This is a genomic window from Bacteroides uniformis, assembly GCF_025147485.1.
GTDB lineage: Bacteria > Bacteroidota > Bacteroidia > Bacteroidales > Bacteroidaceae > Bacteroides > Bacteroides uniformis.
Genome location: NZ_CP102263.1, coordinates 2,079,455 through 2,096,998, shown reverse-complemented (window position 1 = coordinate 2,096,998; position 17,544 = coordinate 2,079,455). Strand labels below are relative to the sequence as shown.

Here is a 17,544-nt window from a genome sequence, read left to right as displayed (position 1 = left end):
GACATGGGATTAGATTCCAGACAAATCCTCTACTATAGTTCTAATTTCAAAAGAATATATACTATAAAATCAGTATCTAACTAGTAGATTTAGAAGAGAAATTATAGGAAAATATATTTCTCTAATCGAACTTGTTTTTATTCTATTAACAAGGTAAAGGAAGTCTCAGTCCATGCACAATACCACCACCTACAATGCGATAACACTCGTAACTATATGGACTGCAGCAATAATACCCTCCACTTTCACCACCAGCCAATGCTTCCACATTAGCCAATGTTAAATCAGACAATGTCTCCGATTTCTGATTTGTATAAACACCATATCCTGCAATCGCTACAAATGCTGCAACAAAAGCTATCTTAATCATTTTCTTCATACTATTCTTCAATTTTATTAGTATAAGATTATTCTTTTTTATCATTTACCACAAGCATAATGCTTGCGTACCAGAATCAAGATATAAAAATCTTGGAGAACTCTTTTCTTGCCATACCTATCGAAATGGCAGAAAACACACTCTGTTTTCAATTCAAATTACTATCTTTGCCTCGACCTCCTTTCTTGGTGGGTTATGGAACGGACGGTACGAGATGCACCAACCAAACGTGAACCGTCCGTTCCTCTCCATCCATATTATAGTTTACTTTATTTCATACTATACTCTATTATCGGATCATCTTTATTCACATCCGTTGCCAAGATTATTCCTTTTTGTTCATCTACCGATATGCCATAAACATAATGATCTAACACATACCTGCAGAGAGGTTCGCCGGTCAGACTAAAAACATAGATATACCGTCCTCCATCCGGCAAATAGACACCTTGCTGTACATTTTGCGCAATTTCCTTAAAAGAGCGCCCATGAAAAACCGCATAGATAGCACTGTCTGCCACTTGGACATCGCTAAATCCCATGATACCCGTAGGAATACCATAACCCTGAGAAATCTTAAACTCCGGTTCACCGTGCGGACCAATGCGTACCACATGCGTACTATCTTTCAAATTAAAGACTTCAAGTACTTCGCCCAACTGGGTAACTGCTGCCAGCACTCCATTTCGGGGATTATAGTCGATGAAGCTACGCCATGCCTGAGCCAATGCAGGACGGGCATTCTGTAAAGCCTCCGCATTGGCTGACGGTATTTGACCGGTTCTGCGCAATAATTTCCCTTGATAGTTTACCCAGCAAAAGCGGCTACTGCCAGATCCGTCCGGAACAATGAAGGTAAAGTCGTCAACCATCACAAAGTCTAAAACGCGAAGCATGTCAGCATCCATATTTATCACTTTCTGAGGAACGATTGAGCAACCCGACGAAGTAAAATCATACTTGGTTAATACGGACTTACCAGCATCAAGTCCCCACAGAGATTGACCATGCCATCGGATATTTTCAGCAGAAAGCATCTCTTCGGGAGCCTCGCCCCGCTTGCCGAACGAAGCAAAATAGCGGAAACCCGGATAGTGGAAAACATGGCAAAAGTAGTCCGTGCCATGCAAATCCATTACCACAGCCTTATCACCCTGCACCCGAACGCGGAACGGATAACGGAACAAAGCGGTGTCCAATGGCTGCACCCTCGCTTTCAGCTCGATTGTTTGCGGAAAATCCATGTAGGCAACAGAAGTTGCTACTTTTTTCTGCGTACAAGAGGAAAAGGACAGTGCGGATAGGCTAATGAGGCAGGCTATAATAAATTTGCACATGAGCTACTCCTTGATTTGTTAAAGGACAAACTATTGAACCACTCCCAAAACATTTGCTATCATCCCCACTCTCACCAGCAGCCAATGCCTCTATATTTTCCAATAGCAAATCATCCAGCTTTTCCGAATGACTAATTTGAACATAGCTTAAAACCGAAATGGCACTAATTGCCAAAGCTCCTAATAACTTCACCTTGCTTTTCATAGTGTTTTTGTTTTTTGTTACACAAGCAAAGATAAAAGGATTATTTTGGCTTTTGCCAGTCTTTATTTGGAAAACGCCCAAAGTTGGGGCGTGAAAAAAAGTTCACACCCGACACACCAATATGGGTTAACATTTCATCTACTTGGAGATAACAATTTGATACCCCTTCCTTTCCGGCAGAAGAAGAATCTGAACGGAATCGTCCGCCTCAAAGAGTTTACCCAATAAGCTTATTGCTTTTCTGCGGCGGCTGCCTAAATTCAAATCACTCAATGGCCAACCGCAAATTTCCGCTATTTCATCGTTCGTCAGGAAAAGTTCGGACGACTTGGCAAAACCAAGTAATAACTTCGCGGCTTGTGGCGTACAAGATACTTTTTCACCTTCATAAGTCAGTGTATGGTTGACGGAATCAAATATATACTTCCCGAACCGATAAGTGCTCTTTGTCAACGTATCAGCCGTTTTTCTCTTTCTATACTGTTGACCCCCTACATAAATCGCCAGTCCCAATAACAGAATGCACAAAATGCAGGATAGTATCTGCAGTACATGGTCTGCCCAATCCACACAGTGCCAAAAATCAGGCAGCATATAAGCTGTCAACCTCATTGTGTACATACCGTTCAAATAGTAAGTACCTAAATCATTCTGTGAAGCAATTATAGTTTCATCTCCAGTAGATGATTCTTGCACAATGCCCTTTCCCATCGGATTAACCTTCAGAAAAAGAGCACACATGGCTCCGCCATACCGATCATTCATCTCAGCTTTCCACTCAAGACAAATCTCTTCCAATGGAAATTTTCCATAATAATTCAACATATCGGCTTTAAACCCTACGACATCCAACGGAAATAGTCCTTGTGCCTCTTTCAATGAATCTATTATCACTTCAAATTCACCATCTTCTGATATCGCTTTCCTTTTGGTATGCTTCTTACCACCATCAGACCCAGATGCATAGAACATCCCCAGCCCATCAAATTCCCGATTCACGACCCGTTCCGCAACCTTCCGCAGAGTTTCTACAGCAACCTCCTTAGCCACATCTTGTCCCTGGTTGGCATTATCATATAATGCTACTATCACAGACACTGCCACCACTACAATGGCACATATCCATATCATAAGAATCTTCTTATAGCGTTTCATCTACTCCTTCCTTTCTGTTGCCTATTCATTTCTACCCATGCACTCGAAGAGGCATCCGCTTAATAGCGCCAAAGTTAAACAATAATATAAAGAAAAAAGGAAAATGACTTGAGAAAGAAGGATATAAAATCAAAACAGTTTCTTCTTCTAATCTGCTTTAGCTATTTTCCACCCGCCAATCGTCCGCGTGGAACTGTCAAAATTCACGCCAATCTTGACCACACGCCTGCCGTCCGCCCGGTAAGGGATGGCATACTGCTTGCTGTCAATCTGAGCCAACGCCTCTTCCGGGGTACCGTCGTATTTGAACTCGAAGACATAAACGACATCCTGCAACTGCACCACCACATCCGCACGGCCTACGGAACTCTTCACTTCCGACTCCACATATTGCCCCATCAACCGGAACAGCAAATAGAAAATGGTCTGATAATGCTTTTCGGTCTTGTTCTCCAAATCATTGGGAATGGAGGCAAAGAAGGAACGGGTACGCTCCAGGCAGCTCTCCACATCACCCTTCATCAAGTCGCGAAGGAAAGAGACGACGTAGAAGGTGTTGTTCTGGGCAGGCAAGTGCACGTAAGAGGGAAGCAGGGATTCAATGAACCCTTTACGGACCTCACCGTTGGGATAGGCCAAACGATAGATTTGGAAATTACGGTCATAGCCCTTAATGGTCAGATAACCGCTCTGGTAGAGCACCGGGATGGGACTCGTTATCTGTTCCGTAGGCGCATCAAACTGCTCATCGGTAGCCTCAACACCTTCCAGCGCACGCACATCGAAGTCTGCATGGCGCAGAATATCTATCAGGAAAGTAGGCGTGCCCGTGGAGAACCAATAGTTCTTGTATTCTTTGGAATTGAAAGCATTGAACAGGCTGAACGGGTTGTAAATATCCGCACAAGCCTTACTGAAATGATAACCGTCATATTGCCGCTTCAAATGCAAGCATGCCTCCTCGTAAGTCTCATCATTAGCCTCGGCCATCCGCTCAATATCGGGTTTCAACTGCGTCAGCAGTTCCTCCTCGGTGATGCCGCAGAGGGCACTGAAGTCATCGCGCATACTGATATTTTGCAAATTGTTCAGTTCGCTGAAGATGCTCAGCTGGCTGAACTTGCTGATACCCGTGATAAAAAGAAAACGGAGATATTGCCCCAGCCCCTTGAGAGGACTGAAGAACTTGCGCATCTCGTTGCGAAGCTGTTGTTGCAAAAGGGCATCGGAATTACTGTCAAGCAGAGGAGCATCGTACTCGTCAATCAGCACTACAACCGGCTTTCCGGTCTTGGCGTAGGCACGCAGGATGATGCCTTGCAGACGCTCTGCCGCCCCCTCTTCCTCTTCCTTTTTTCCGTAAATTTCTTCCCAACGAGATAAAAACAAATTCAATTGCCCCGTCAAGTCACGCAGCTCAGTATATTTCGTCAAGCTGAAATCAACGTGCAGCACCGGGCAAACCTCCCATTCCTGCTCCAGACGTTCCATAGCCAGCCCTTCGAAAAGTTCCTTTTTCCCCTGGAAATAGGCCTCCAGCGTAGACACGAGCAAGCTTTTGCCAAACCGACGGGGGCGGCTGAAGAAATAAATTTGGTCTGTATTCACCAATTTGTACACCAGCTCCGTCTTATCCACATACACACAATTCCGCGTACGCAGTTGCTCAAAATTCTGTATCCCTATCGGATAGCGTCTGCCACTCAATTCCATAGCTGCTACTGTTTAAATTACAAGTATGACAAAGATAGCACATATTCCGCAAAAAAGAAAGCACGCCCATGGCTTTTTCATCACAAGCCCTCACTGCAAACCTACTGCACATCTTTTGCAGTAACACTGCAAAGGCGTTGCAGTAGCACTGCAAAACAGTTGCAGTGGCACTGCATCTATGTTGCAGCGGCACTGCAAAAACGATGCACTGGTTTTGCAGTGAGTATTTGGTATCTTTAACATTGGCACCCAAAGCCTTACAGCGGAGCAGAGCCCGTTTTCATCACATAACGCCCTGTCCTGAAAACAGTCAACCAAAATCAGGAGAACAAAAAGGGTGAGGGCAAAATTTGCCCTCACCCTTTTAAATTGCTCTCACTCACCCCTGAAACACCGATGAACAAGCAGATGCAGACAAGCGGTGAGGGTGGTGAGGGTGGAATTGCAAAACTTTTATTAGTTTGCTTATTTCAGCAAGCTTTCCGCATCCAGGTGCTCTGCCTCAATATCCTTGAAGTAGCGGTAAGTACCCACCTTCAATTCTTCGGTGGCCGCATCGTCACAAACGATGATACCCTTTTCGTGCATCTGCAAGGCGCTGATAGTCCACATCTGCATCACGGGACCCTCGACTGCATGATAGAGGGCACGTGCCTTGTTGTGTCCGTTTACGATAATCATTACCTCGCGGGCGCTAAGCACAGTACCCACACCGACGGTCAGGGCAGTCTTGGGCACCTTGTTCACGTCGTTGTCAAAGAAACGGGAGTTGGCAATGATGGTATCGGTAGTCAATGTCTTCTGGCGGGTGCGTGACGAAAGGGAAGAACCCGGCTCGTTGAAAGCGATATGTCCGTCGGGACCGATACCGCCCATGAAGAGGTCGATGCCGCCGTAGGACTTGATTTTTTCTTCATAGCGTGCACACTCGGCATCCAGGTCGGCAGCGTTGCCGTTCAGGATATTGGTGTTCTCCGGCTTGATGTCTATATGGCTGAAGAAGTTGTTCCACATAAAGGAATAGTAGCTTTCGGGATGTTCCTTGGGCAAACCTACATACTCGTCCATATTGAAAGTCACTACGTTCTGGAAAGACACGATGCCTTTCTTGTTCAGGTCGATAAGTTCCTTGTACATGCCCAACGGAGAAGAACCGGTGGGGCATCCCAATACAAACGGTTTTTCAGGTGTCGGATGAGCGGCCTTGATCTTGGCAGCCACATAATGTGCCGCCCACTTTGATACGGATTGATAATCCGGTTGAATGATTAGTCTCATTGTGATTGTTTTATTAGGTTAATAAATTAGGGGTAATTTTCAACTTCAATTCTTAATTCTTTAATTCTTAATTTTCAACTACTTCCTATCCTTCTTCAAACGCTCTGCCATGGCACGTGCCAGGTTTTCGCATTGTTCGTAAGTAATGTCCTTCATGGCCTGCTTCATCTCTACCGGGTCGCCCACAATCTCGAACTTGCTCTTTTCGGCAAACTCGCCCATGCGCTTCACGGCAGCACCTGCCCAGCAGAAGGATCCGAAGTATCCCAGATAACGTCCCTTCACTTCGCGTACCAGAATCTTGGAGAGCAAGGATTCTATCTCAGGATAAATCTGGTTGCTGTAGGTGGGGCTGCCGATGATAAGTCCGCGATACTTGAATATGTCGGCAATGATATAAGAAGGATTGCTCTTGCTCACATTGTGCATCACGATGTTCTTGATGCCTTGTGCAGAAAGTTCCGCCGCAATGGCTTCCGCCATCTGCTCCGTGTTGCCGTACATGGAACCATAGGCAATGACCACACCTTCGTCAGCGGCGTAGCGGCTCAACTTGTCGTAGATGCCGATAACCTTGGCTATGTTTTCCGTCCACACCGGCCCGTGCGTGGAGCAGATGGTGGAAATGGGCAGACCGCCCAGCTTGGCAAGTGCCTTCTGCACCGGAGAGCCGTACTTGCCCACGATGTTGGAATAGTAGCGCACCATCTCGTCCCAGTATCTGTCCAGATTGATGCGGGTATCCAGGAACCCTCCGTCCAACGTGCCGAAACAGCCGAAACCGTCACCGGCGAAAAGGACTCCTTCCGTTTCGTCAAAAGTCATCATCGTCTCGGGCCAGTGCACCATCGGGGTCATATAGAAGCGGAGCTTATGATGTCCCAAAGCCAGAAAATCCTCGTCCTTCACCATGTACTGTTCGCCCGTCACGCCATAAAAGCCCTCTATCATGCCGAAGGTCTGCTTGTTGCCCACGATGATGATGTCGGGATAATGCTGCTTTATCAGGCGGATAGAGCCCGAATGGTCCGGCTCCATATGGTTGATGATGAGATACTGGATGGGGCGCTCGCCGATAATGCTCTTTATCTTGCGCAGATACACCTCGAAATAGCAGATGTCTACCGTATCGACCAAAGCGACCGTCTCATCATCTATCAGGTAAGAGTTGTAGGAAACCCCGTACGGCAACGGCCACATGCCTTCAAACAAATGCTTATTGCGGTCATTCACTCCCACGTAGTGGATTTTTCCTTTTATCACTGTTTTTGGGTTCATAACTGTATCTTTATTTAGATTGATTCCACATTTAAAGTTGCGGCAAAAATAATTCTTTTTTCTCACATTTCATACTTCTTTCCCTGATATGCACCGAGTTCTTTCATTCTTTTTTGAACCCGATGATTAAATTCATAATTTTTCAGTCCCCAGTCGGGTGCAATGAGCAGTTCCTTAGGAGACTGGGAGACAAAACGCTCCAGCACCAAATCCGGCCGCAGATGCTCGATATAGTCTATCACGAGGCCGATATATTCCTCCACATCAAACAGATGAAAATCTTCAGGATGCTGCCGGTACTCCAGAGCCATGCGGGTACCCCTTATCAGTTGCAACTGGTGCATCTTCAAGGTAGTGAGTGGCAGGCGGGACAATACACCGGCTTGTGCCACGATGCTTTCGTGCGTCTCGCCCGGCAGTCCGAGTATGACATGCCCACCGGTCAGGATTCCGCGTGAAGCGGTTCTTTCCACCGCATCGGCGGCGGCATGAAAAGTATGCCCGCGGTTGATGCGGCAAAGTGTCTTGTCGTCGGTACTCTCTATGCCGTACTCCACTAAGAGGAATGTATGCCGGTTCATCTCCTCCAGATAGTCCAGCAGGCTGTCGGGCATACAGTCAGGACGGGTGCCGATGACCAGGCCCACCACCCCGTCTGCCGACAAGGCTTCCTCGTATTTCCGCTTCAGGTCTTCCAGTTCGCCATACGTATTGGTATAGGCCTGGAAATAGGCGAGATACTTCATCTCCGGATATTTGTGTGCAAAGAACTGCTTGCCCTCTTCCAGCTGGCGGGTAATGGATTTCTCCGTACGGCAATAATCGGGGTTGAAGGTCTGGTTGTTACAATAGGTGCAACCGCCGACTCCTTTGTTTCCATCCCGGTTGGGGCACGTAAAACCGGCATTCAGCGATATTTTCTGTACCTTATAGGAAAAATATCGCTTCAGAAAAAGAGGGAACTCATTATAGAGCGTAGATTTGGTTTCCATACATATTCCTTATGTAAGTGGCAAATATAGGATTTTTCCGTGGGATGAACCTGCAAAAACAAGAATACTTTCCACCCGATTTGTTAACGAACATAAAACAAAGAATTTCCACCTGCACTAAAAAATGTTTCATCCACTGATATATAACTAATTAATTGAGAAAGAGTACATCCAAGTGCAATTACATTAAACACAATTTAGTGATTAGACACTCTTTTTACACACAATTTCCTCAGTTTATACACCTCAAGAATGAAATAAATTCATAGCTTTGCATACAACCTTAATGAATCAACCTATAAATACTATAACACCATGGCAACAATCGCATTGGACATAGGCGGCACAAAAATAGCCAGCGCCATTTTCTTTCCGGACGGAAGCATGATGTTTAACCGCAAACGGCTCCTGAAAGGAAGAACCGGACACGAAGTGGGCAAGCTCGCCGCGGATATCCTCGCCAAACTTCTTACCGTAGCACGCAGAAGCCGTATACACGTCGACGGAATAGGTGTCTGCATCCCCGGTATCGTTTACTCCCAAACCAACCGGGTATGGGCCCCCAACATACCGGGCTGGGACAACTACCCCCTCTATGAGGAGCTGCGCAGTGTAACGCCTCCGGGCATCGAGATATACATCGACAGCGACCGTACCTGCTATATGTATGGAGAGATGTGGCAAGGTGCCGCCAAAGAATGTCACAGTGCCATATTCATTGCCGTGGGAACCGGTATCGGTGCCGGCATCATCATCGACGGGCACGTGTTGCACGGAGCCAACGACATTATCGGCGCCACCGGCTGGATGGCCCTGCAACCTCCCTACCGGGAAGAGTATGACGCATGCGGATGTTTCGAATATTACGCTTCCGGCAATGGTATCGGGGCACGGGTACGCGATGCCGTACGCGCCAACAAGGCATACAAAGGAAAACTGCGCCAGAAACCCATCTGCCGCATATCGGCCTATGATGTGTTCAGTGCCTATAATGAAAAAGACCCTATCGCAATCTCCGTATTGCACAAAGCCGTCGAGATGTGGGGCATGGCTTCCGCAAATCTGGTCAGCCTGCTCAACCCGCAGAAGATAATTTGGGGCGGAGGCGTCTTCGGCCCTGCCGGTATCTTTATAGATGACATTTACAAGGAAGCCTGCAAATGGGCGCAGCCGCTCAGCATCAAGCAGGTGGAATTTGTACCTTCTCAGTTGTCCGGTAATGCCGGACTGATAGGAGCAGCGTTTCTTGCCATCAAAAATCACTTGTATGAGTAACAGTTATCACAAGAATCTCGTATTCACGGCAGCGTGCATCGGGATGTGTTTCTTCGGAGTCTCCATGATTACATTGGGAGCAGTGCTGCCATCCCTCATAGCCAAGCTGAATCTGAGCGGGTTGCAGACAACCTCACTGGTCACTTTCCTGCCTCTGGGCATGCTGGCCGGTTCCCTGATTTTCGGTCCCATCGTAGACCGGTTCGGACATAAAGCCCTGCTGGTGCCCAGCTGCATCATCGTACTGCTGGGGATGGAAGGACTTGCCTTCTTTGAAAGCGTGCCACTGCTGCAAGCTTCCATCGTCGGCATCGGCCTGGGCGGAGGCATCCTCAACGGAGAAACCAATGCATTGGTATCCGACATCTCAGGAGAATCCGAAAAAGGCTCACGCCTCAGTTTTCTGGGCATGTTCTACGGACTGGGCGCATTGGGCATACCAATGTTGCTGGGCTCCCTTTCCAGGCATTATTCATTCGAAACCATCTTACTGGGAATTGGCGTAGTGATGCTTGCGGGCATTATATTCTGTATCCCCGTACGCTTCCCCGCCCCTAAGCAGGCGCAAGGTTTCCCGGTAAAAGAGGGATTGGGACTGCTGAAAGAAAGCAGCTTACTGCTACTCAGCTTCATTCTTTTTTTCCAAAGCGGCATCGAGGGTGTCTGCAACAACTGGTCCACGAGTTACTTTGGGCAGATGACGGATATTCCGGCCAATCAGGCATTGATTGCACTGACCTGCATGGTAGCGGGACTGACCGTGGCACGTATGGTGCAGGTTGCGATATTCAAGAAGATAAAACCGGAAACCGTGCTGCCCTACAGCCTTGCACTCACTGCCATAGGCTTCTGTTTCCTTATGTTCTCGCCGGGGTTTGCACGCGCGGCAGTCGGCATGGTGCTGGTAGGTATGGGGCTGTCGGCCACGTATCCCGTGATACTCAGCATTCTTGGAAGCCGGTACCCGTCCTTATCGGGAACAGCATTCAGCGTGGCGCTTGCCATAGCCCTCGTCGGCCAGACTGCAATGAACGGCCTGATGGGAATGGTTTCCCAATACACCAATGGCATCGGGCTTTATCCTTATCTGATGATTGCCTCACTTGCCGTCATGCTCCTTTTGTATAAACGCTCACTCAAATAAATTTATTAACTTCTTAAAAAACAAAAAAAGTTATGTTAGCACTCGAATGGTTAAAGAATGCCCATGGCATTATGGAAAAACTGGAGGCTACCCAGTTGGAAAACATCAAAAAAGCAGCCACTGTTATGGCAGATTCCATCGAAGCCGGTCGTTGGGTCCACACGTTTGGTTGCGGCCACGCAACAATTCCCGTAGAAGAAATGTATCCGCGTATCGGCAGCTTTGTAGGATTCCACCCGCTTTGCGAATTGCCTCTGACATTCTTCACGCAGATTATCGGCCAGATGGGTATTCACCAGTTCCTCTTCCTGGAACGGGCAGAAGGCTACGGCCAGGAAATCATGAAGAACTATGATTTTGATTCCAAAGACTGTATGTGGATTTTCTCACATACCGGTATCAATGCCGTCAATATAGACATGGCATTGGAAGCCAAGAAGCGCGGCATGAAAGTTATCGTATACGGTTCGGCCAGCGAAACGGGCGACAAGGCCAGCCGTCACTCCAGCGGAAAGAACCTCTTCCAGTTGGCAGATATCGTAGTGGATTCCTGCGTTCCCCTGGTAGACGCCTCCGTACCTTTGAAGAACCACTTCGACAAGGTAGGTCCGTTGTCTACATTGAGTTTCGTCACCATGGTATGGATGACCATCACTACCGTTGCCGAAATCCTTGCCGACCGTGGCGTACACTTGTACATCCATCCGTCGCACAACGTTCCGGGTGACACAACCGCCCACGAACGACTGGATGCAGCCATTGCAGAATATCAAAGAAAAGTCAAGTGCTTGTAACGAAAGATATTCCAATCATCATCTCATCCAATCATCATCTATGAGTGACGGAGGCCCGTCCCTGCTTCGCCCCCAAGAAGCAGGACGGGCTTTTTCTGTTCAAAAAGAATAAAATCGGCCCACTGCTTCGATAAATCTTCCCTTTGTTGTATATTTGTTCCCCAGAAAAAATAGGGAAACAGATAAGCATAAAAGATAGATATGAAACAGATAAGTATCGCACTTCTCCTCTGCCTCTGTACGCTGGCAGGTTTCGCCCAAAGTGGCAAGGCGCTCGATTTGAAAGAAATCGTATCGGGCAAGTTCACTCCGAAGAATATTTCCGGCGTTATCCCCATCCCGGGAGACGGGGAACATTATTCGCAGATGAATGCGGACAGGACACAAATCATCAAGTACTCCTTCAAAACGGGAAAACCCGTGGAAGTGCTGTTTGATGCCGCTACCGCACGCGAATGCACGTTCAAGACATTCGACAGCTACAGCTTTGCTCCGGACGGCAGCAAGCTGCTCATTGCCACCGAAACAACTCCCATCTACCGTCATTCCTATACGGCTGTGCATTACATCTACAGCCTGAAGCGCAACCTGGACGGTAAAATCAACAATATCGTGGAAAAGCTTTCGGACGGCGGCCCGCAGCAGGTGCCCGTATTTTCACCGGACGGCAACCAGGTGGCTTTTGTACGCGACAACAACATCTTCCTTGTAAAACTGCTCTACGGCAACAGCGAAAGCCAGGTGACGGAAGACGGGAAACAGAACGAGGTGCTGAACGGCATCCCCGACTGGGTTTACGAAGAGGAGTTCTCCTTCAACCGTGCGCTGGAATTCAGTGCCGACAGCCAGATGCTGGCTTTCATCCGCTTCGACGAGAAAGATGTTCCCTCCTACTCTTTCCCTCTTTTTGCCGGACAAGCCCCCCACTTCACCCCTTTCGAGAAGTATCCGGGAGAGTATACTTACAAATATCCTAAAACGGGAGAAGTAAATTCCAAAGTGTCCGTACACACCTTCGACATCAAGTCGAAAGTGACCCGCAAGATAAACGTGCCGGTAGATGCAGACGGCTATATTCCCCGCATCCGCTTTACCCAAGACCCCAACAAACTTGCCGTCATGACACTGAACCGCCATCAGAACCGGTTCGACCTATACTTTGCCGACCCTCGCAGCACGGTAGCCAAACTGGCTCTGCGTGATGAAAGCGATACCTATATCCGCGAGAATGTATTCGACAACATCATCTTCTATCCGGAAAATTTCAGTTTTGTCAGCGAAAAGAGCGGATACAACCATCTGTACTGGTATAGCATAGGCGGCAATCTGCTGAAACAAGTGACAGCCGGACAATATGAAGTGCAGGAGTTCCTGGGTTATGACCCCGAAGAAGGAAGCTTCTACTTCAGCAGCAACGAGGAAAGCCCCATGCGCAGTGCCATCTACAAGATTGACCGGAAAGGTAAAAAGACCAGACTATCGTCACAAGCCGGAACAAACAGTGCGCAGTTCAGTGCGAACATGAAGTACTATATGAACCGTTATTCCAATCTGGACACTCCGACCGTCATTACGCTGAACGACAATACCGGCAAGACTCTTGCCACCCTGATGGACAATGCGGCATTGAAGCAGGAAATCAGCGGCTATGACATGCCACGGAAGGAATTCTTCACTTTCCAGACTTCCGACGGAACCACATTGAATGGCTGGATGATGAAACCTGCCGACTTCTCTGCCGGCAAGAAATACCCGGTACTGATGTACCAGTACAGCGGCCCCGGTTCACAGCAAGTGCTTGACAAGTTCAGTGTAAGCTGGGAAACCTACATGGCATCACAAGGCTATATCGTGGTTTGCGTAGACGGGCGTGGCACCGGAGGACGGGGTGCCGAATTCGCCAAATGCACCTATCTGAACCTGGGTATCAAGGAAGCCAAAGACCAGGTGGAAACCGCCCTCTACATGGGCAACCAGCCTTATGTGGACAAAAACCGCATCGGAATCTGGGGATGGAGTTACGGTGGATACATGACCATTATGAGTATGAGTGAAGGAACACCGGTATTCAAGGCCGGAGTAGCCGTAGCTGCCGTTACCGACTGGAACTACTACGACACCGTTTATGGCGAACGCTTTATGCGCACACCGAAAGAAAACGCCGAAGGCTATAAGGCCAGTTCCACCTTTACCCGTGCCGACAAGCTTCACGGCAACCTGCTGCTGGTACACGGCATGGCAGACGACAATGTACACTTCCAGAACTGTGCCGAATATGCCGAACAACTGGTACAACTCGGCAAACAGTTCGATATGCAGGTTTACACCAACCGCAACCACAGTATCTACGGAGGAAATACCCGGTTACACCTATACACGCGGTTGACCAACTTCTTCAACAAAGAATTGAAATAATGCCCGAAAGAGTACGTAAGCCTGAGTGGCTCAAAATAAGCATCGGTGCCAACGAGCGCTATACCGAGACCAAACGCATTGTCGAATCGCATTGCCTACATACCATCTGTAGCAGCGGCCGTTGCCCCAATATGGGGGAATGTTGGGGGAAAGGCACCGCAACCTTCATGATTGGGGGAAATATCTGCACCCGGTGCTGTAAGTTCTGCAACACGGCAAGCGGGAAGCCCTTGCCACTGGATGCCGATGAGCCTACACATGTGGCAGAGTCCATTGCCTTGATGAAACTCTCCCATGCAGTCGTCACCTCCGTAGACCGTGACGACCTGCCCGACTTAGGCGCGTCACACTGGGTACGTACCATCCGGGAAATCAAGCGGCTCAACCCTGACACCACCGTCGAAGTGCTGATTCCCGACTTCCAGGGAAGAAAGGAACTCGTGGCACAAGTCATCGATGCACAACCGGAAATCATTTCGCACAACATGGAGACTGTCCGTCGCATCAGCCCCCTCGTACGCAGTGCCGCCAAGTATGAAACAAGCCTGGAAGTGTTGCGGCAAATTGCAGAAAGCAATACTACCACCAAGTCCGGCATTATGGTGGGATTGGGCGAGACTCCGGAAGAAGTGGAAGAACTGATGGACGACCTCCGCCGGGTGGACTGCCACATACTGACTATAGGCCAATACCTTCAACCCACACACAAGCATTATCCGGTAGCAGCATATATTACTCCCGAACAATTTGCACTCTACAGAGAGAAAGGATTGAAAAAAGGGTTTCAGCAAGTGGAAAGCGCTCCATTGGTACGCTCCTCTTATCATGCGGAAAAACAGATCCATTTTATACAAAAAAGAAGTAAAATAGGAAACATTTAAATTTCCCAGTTGTTATGATGTAAACGACAAAATCATAATACGGATAATGAGCCATCAAAGAATTTTATCATCAAGATTCAATATGTCGCTGGGATTCATCCCCGTTATAATATCCATCATATTATGCGAGTTTATAACGCAGGACATGTCCATCTACATCGGTGCAGGTGTAGGACTCTTGTTTAGCATCTATTCGGTGAGGCATAGAGGAACGCATGTTCCGCAAATCATACTTTACTGTACTACCGGAATGTTACTGCTGTTATCGGTAACAACCCTATTCCTCGTAAACTACTGTCCCCGTTTCATGCTTCCGTTCACGCTGGAAATCAGTGCCATCATTCCCCCATTCGTCATCTACCTCAATAGGAGAAAATTTCTGGACTACCACATGTCTCAGACACAGAAATGCTGCAAGCAGCTTTTTGCACAAGGGGCAGAAGCCGCCATCGTATCCTCACGCGTAATCCTTATCATAAGCCTGCTGCATTTTCTGATTATCTTCTTGGCGGTTCTGGTCAGTTACCCTTTGGGAGACACTACCCGCCACATTCTGTTTTATGTGGCGCCTCCCCTCGTCTTTATATCAGGCATTCTGTTCAATCAGTTCGGCATTTTCTATTTCAATATAGTGATGAACCACACGGTTTTCGTACCGATAGTCAATACCAAAGGAGATGTCATGGGGAAAGCCATCGCCTCAGAAGCCATCAACCGGAAAAACGACTATATCAATCCGGTCATCCGGATTGCCGTTGCCTCACACGGCATGCTGTTTCTCCTCCCCCGCCCCAAATGCAACGTTTTCGAGAAAGATAAAATCGACTTGCTGATGGAGGGTTACCTGATATATGGAGAAACATTGGAACAAGGCGCACACAGAATTTTACGACAAACGCTTCCCACCGCCCCATTAGACCATTTGCACTTCAACTTCATGTATCATTTTGAGAATGAAGCCACCAACCGCCTGGTCTATCTCTTCACACTAGACCTGGACGATGACTCCATCCTATGCAATAAGAATTTCAAGGGGGGAAAGCTATGGACATTCCAGCAAATGGAACACAACCTGGGACGGAACTTCTTCAGCAGTTGCCTGGAATATGAATTCGAGCACCTGGAAGCTATTATTTATACAAGAGAAAAATACAAGGAATCTTAGAAAGGTCGGGAGTCTTGCCCTGCCACTCCCTCACGGTCTTGGTTTTGATATACTCCCCTTCACAAGTAATGTTCGCCGCAATGCAGAGCTTGGTCTGCGGACGGCAGTTATGAAGAATATCCTCTATCATCTTATTATTGCGATAAGGCGTTTCAATGAAAAGCTGAGTCTGATGTTCATTATAGACGCGTTGTTCCAGCATTTTCAGCTTTTTGGCACGCTCTGCCGGTTCAATGGGAAGATAACCATGGAAGGCAAAGCTCTGACCGTTGAAGCCGGAACCCATGACGGAGAGGATAATGGAAGAGGGCCCCACCAAGGGGACCACTCTCAAGTTTTTCCGTTGTGCAATAGCCACTACGTCCGCTCCCGGGTCGGCCACAGCCGGACAACCGGCTTCGGAGATCACGCCCATCGGATGCCCCTCCACCAGCGGCTTCAGATAGCCGGAGATGTCTTCGGGCGACGTATGCTTGTTCAACGTATAGAATGTCAGCGCATCAATATCTATTCCCTTGTCCACCTTTTTCAAAAAACGGCGTGCCGAGCGCACATCCTCCACGATGAAATAGCGGATTCCCAGTATTATCTCCTTATTATAAGGAGGCAACACCGTTTCAATAGGCGTATCGCCCAGCGTGACTGGCAAAAGATAAAGTGCGAGTTCCATTAGCCGTAAATGATATTTCCGTTTTCGTCCTTATACTCATCCAGTCCCTTCTCGTAAGTAGCCATGGCGCGAAGGCTCATACCTACGCTGGAGAAACCTCCATCGTGGAACAAGTTCTGCATAGTGACCTTGCGGGTGAGGTCGGAAAACATCACGATACAGTAGTCCGCACACTCATCGGCAGAAGCATTACCCAGAGGAGACATGCGGTTGGCGAAGTCGAACAGTTTGTCCATACCCTTCACACCGGAACCGGCAGTGGTCATCGTGGGAGACTGGGAAATGGTGTTGACACGTACATGGTGTTCACGTCCGTAGATGTAACCGAAGCTGCGGGCAATGGATTCCAGCAGTGCCTTGGCATCTGCCATATCGTTGTAACCGTAGAACGTACGTTGCGCAGCCACATAACTCAAAGCCAGAATTGAACCGTAGTCGGCAATGGCGTTGAGTTTCTTGGCAGCTTGTATCATCTTGTGGAAAGAGACAGCGGAGATGTCCAGCGTCTTTTCCAACATATCGTAATCCAAATCATCATATGTACGTTTCTTACGCACATTGGGAGACATACCAATGGAGTGCAGCACGAAGTCAACCGGGCCACCCAATACTTCCATAGAGCGTTTGAATACATTTTCCAAATCTTCTACACTTGTAGCATCTGCGGGAATCACCTCGCAGTTCAGTTTCTCCGAAAGAGCGGACACTTCGCCCATACGGACAGCAACCGGTGTATTCGATAAAGTGATGGTTGCACCTTCTTTTACTGCTTTTTCTGCTACTTTCCAGGCAATGGACTGCTCATTCAGAGCACCGAAAATAATGCCTCTTTTTCCTTTCAACAAATTGTAACTCATACCTAT

General features: G+C 47.9%; 16 protein-coding genes. 6 read left to right on the top strand and 10 right to left on the bottom strand.

What is annotated here, in order from left to right:
* Positions 1–145: 145 nt before the first annotated feature.
* The 8 genes from NQ510_RS07980 to NQ510_RS07945 form a co-directional block, all read right to left on the bottom strand.
* Positions 146–379, bottom strand: coding sequence for an NVEALA domain-containing protein (locus tag NQ510_RS07980; RefSeq protein ID WP_009037139.1), 234 nt, complete (start codon positions 377–379; stop codon positions 146–148).
* 269 nt (positions 380–648) lie between these two features.
* Entirely contained in the window at positions 649–1,716 is a 1,068-nt protein-coding gene (locus NQ510_RS07975) for a BF3164 family lipoprotein (protein ID WP_009037140.1), read from the bottom strand.
* On the bottom strand, positions 1,685–1,921 hold the full coding sequence (locus NQ510_RS07970) for an NVEALA domain-containing protein (RefSeq protein ID WP_034525331.1): 237 nt from the start codon (positions 1,919–1,921) through the stop codon (positions 1,685–1,687). Before NQ510_RS07970 ends, NQ510_RS07975 begins: the two co-directional genes overlap by 32 nt.
* 138 nt (positions 1,922–2,059) lie before the next feature.
* Positions 2,060–3,076: a winged helix-turn-helix domain-containing protein gene (locus tag NQ510_RS07965; RefSeq protein WP_005823880.1), complete on the bottom strand. Its 1,017-nt coding sequence runs from the start codon at positions 3,074–3,076 to the stop codon at positions 2,060–2,062.
* A 147-nt stretch (positions 3,077–3,223) separates the two neighbouring features.
* Positions 3,224–4,789 (bottom strand): ATP-binding protein, encoded by a 1,566-nt coding sequence (locus tag NQ510_RS07960; protein WP_005823881.1) that lies wholly within the window; start codon positions 4,787–4,789, stop codon positions 3,224–3,226.
* A 465-nt stretch (positions 4,790–5,254) separates the two neighbouring features.
* On the bottom strand, positions 5,255–6,067 hold the full coding sequence (gene nagB / locus NQ510_RS07955) for a glucosamine-6-phosphate deaminase (protein WP_005823882.1): 813 nt from the start codon (positions 6,065–6,067) through the stop codon (positions 5,255–5,257).
* 78 nt (positions 6,068–6,145) lie between these two features.
* On the bottom strand, positions 6,146–7,345 hold the full coding sequence (locus NQ510_RS07950; RefSeq protein WP_005835258.1) for an FprA family A-type flavoprotein: 1,200 nt from the start codon (positions 7,343–7,345) through the stop codon (positions 6,146–6,148).
* Positions 7,346–7,407: 62 nt separating this feature from the next.
* On the bottom strand, positions 7,408–8,337 hold the full coding sequence (locus NQ510_RS07945; protein ID WP_005823884.1) for a TIGR01212 family radical SAM protein: 930 nt from the start codon (positions 8,335–8,337) through the stop codon (positions 7,408–7,410).
* A gap of 315 nt (positions 8,338–8,652) precedes the next feature.
* Between NQ510_RS07945 and NQ510_RS07940 the strand changes: the two genes are divergently transcribed.
* The 6 genes from NQ510_RS07940 (at position 8,653) to NQ510_RS07915 (ending at position 16,011) form a co-directional block, all read left to right on the top strand.
* Positions 8,653–9,612, top strand: coding sequence for an ROK family protein (locus tag NQ510_RS07940; RefSeq protein WP_005823887.1), 960 nt, complete (start codon positions 8,653–8,655; stop codon positions 9,610–9,612).
* Positions 9,605–10,756 (top strand): MFS transporter, encoded by a 1,152-nt coding sequence (locus tag NQ510_RS07935; protein WP_005823889.1) that lies wholly within the window; start codon positions 9,605–9,607, stop codon positions 10,754–10,756. The genes NQ510_RS07940 and NQ510_RS07935 overlap by 8 nt, the downstream gene beginning before the upstream one ends.
* A gap of 32 nt (positions 10,757–10,788) precedes the next feature.
* Positions 10,789–11,550 carry a sugar isomerase domain-containing protein gene (locus tag NQ510_RS07930; RefSeq protein WP_005823892.1) on the top strand — a complete coding sequence of 254 codons (762 nt, stop codon included), beginning with the start codon at positions 10,789–10,791 and terminating at the stop codon, positions 11,548–11,550.
* A 201-nt stretch (positions 11,551–11,751) separates the two neighbouring features.
* A complete protein-coding gene (locus NQ510_RS07925; RefSeq protein ID WP_005823898.1) occupies positions 11,752–13,965 on the top strand; it encodes a S9 family peptidase in 2,214 nt (737 codons plus the stop codon).
* Positions 13,965–14,846: a lipoyl synthase gene (lipA, locus tag NQ510_RS07920; protein ID WP_005823900.1), complete on the top strand. Its 882-nt coding sequence runs from the start codon at positions 13,965–13,967 to the stop codon at positions 14,844–14,846. Before NQ510_RS07925 ends, lipA begins: the two co-directional genes overlap by 1 nt.
* 46 nt (positions 14,847–14,892) lie before the next feature.
* Positions 14,893–16,011 carry a hypothetical protein gene (locus NQ510_RS07915; RefSeq protein ID WP_008665606.1) on the top strand — a complete coding sequence of 373 codons (1,119 nt, stop codon included), beginning with the start codon at positions 14,893–14,895 and terminating at the stop codon, positions 16,009–16,011.
* Here NQ510_RS07915 and NQ510_RS07910 read toward each other — a convergent pair.
* A complete protein-coding gene (locus tag NQ510_RS07910) occupies positions 15,977–16,681 on the bottom strand; it encodes an SAM-dependent methyltransferase (RefSeq protein ID WP_005823906.1) in 705 nt (234 codons plus the stop codon). The two genes, NQ510_RS07915 and NQ510_RS07910, sit on opposite strands and share 35 nt — an antisense overlap.
* Positions 16,681–17,538: an enoyl-ACP reductase FabI gene (locus NQ510_RS07905; RefSeq protein ID WP_005823911.1), complete on the bottom strand. Its 858-nt coding sequence runs from the start codon at positions 17,536–17,538 to the stop codon at positions 16,681–16,683. Before NQ510_RS07905 ends, NQ510_RS07910 begins: the two co-directional genes overlap by 1 nt.
* Positions 17,539–17,544 lie beyond the last annotated feature (6 nt).

Excerpts from the sequence above, each read along its gene's own strand:
- NQ510_RS07980 (WP_009037139.1), bottom strand. The coding sequence starts at position 379 with ATGAAGAAAATGATTAAGATAGCTTTTGTTGCAGCATTTGTAGCGATT.
- NQ510_RS07975 (WP_009037140.1), bottom strand. The coding sequence starts at position 1,716 with ATGTGCAAATTTATTATAGCCTGCCTCATTAGCCTATCCGCACTGTCC.
- NQ510_RS07970 (WP_034525331.1), bottom strand. The coding sequence starts at position 1,921 with ATGAAAAGCAAGGTGAAGTTATTAGGAGCTTTGGCAATTAGTGCCATT.
- NQ510_RS07965 (WP_005823880.1), bottom strand. The coding sequence starts at position 3,076 with ATGAAACGCTATAAGAAGATTCTTATGATATGGATATGTGCCATTGTA.
- NQ510_RS07960 (WP_005823881.1), bottom strand. The coding sequence starts at position 4,789 with ATGGAATTGAGTGGCAGACGCTATCCGATAGGGATACAGAATTTTGAG.
- nagB (WP_005823882.1), bottom strand. The coding sequence starts at position 6,067 with ATGAGACTAATCATTCAACCGGATTATCAATCCGTATCAAAGTGGGCG.
- NQ510_RS07950 (WP_005835258.1), bottom strand. The coding sequence starts at position 7,345 with ATGAACCCAAAAACAGTGATAAAAGGAAAAATCCACTACGTGGGAGTG.
- NQ510_RS07945 (WP_005823884.1), bottom strand. The coding sequence starts at position 8,337 with ATGGAAACCAAATCTACGCTCTATAATGAGTTCCCTCTTTTTCTGAAG.
- NQ510_RS07940 (WP_005823887.1), top strand. The coding sequence starts at position 8,653 with ATGGCAACAATCGCATTGGACATAGGCGGCACAAAAATAGCCAGCGCC.
- NQ510_RS07935 (WP_005823889.1), top strand. The coding sequence starts at position 9,605 with ATGAGTAACAGTTATCACAAGAATCTCGTATTCACGGCAGCGTGCATC.
- NQ510_RS07930 (WP_005823892.1), top strand. The coding sequence starts at position 10,789 with ATGTTAGCACTCGAATGGTTAAAGAATGCCCATGGCATTATGGAAAAA.
- NQ510_RS07925 (WP_005823898.1), top strand. The coding sequence starts at position 11,752 with ATGAAACAGATAAGTATCGCACTTCTCCTCTGCCTCTGTACGCTGGCA.
- lipA (WP_005823900.1), top strand. The coding sequence starts at position 13,965 with ATGCCCGAAAGAGTACGTAAGCCTGAGTGGCTCAAAATAAGCATCGGT.
- NQ510_RS07915 (WP_008665606.1), top strand. The coding sequence starts at position 14,893 with ATGAGCCATCAAAGAATTTTATCATCAAGATTCAATATGTCGCTGGGA.
- NQ510_RS07910 (WP_005823906.1), bottom strand. The coding sequence starts at position 16,681 with ATGGAACTCGCACTTTATCTTTTGCCAGTCACGCTGGGCGATACGCCT.
- NQ510_RS07905 (WP_005823911.1), bottom strand. The coding sequence starts at position 17,538 with ATGAGTTACAATTTGTTGAAAGGAAAAAGAGGCATTATTTTCGGTGCT.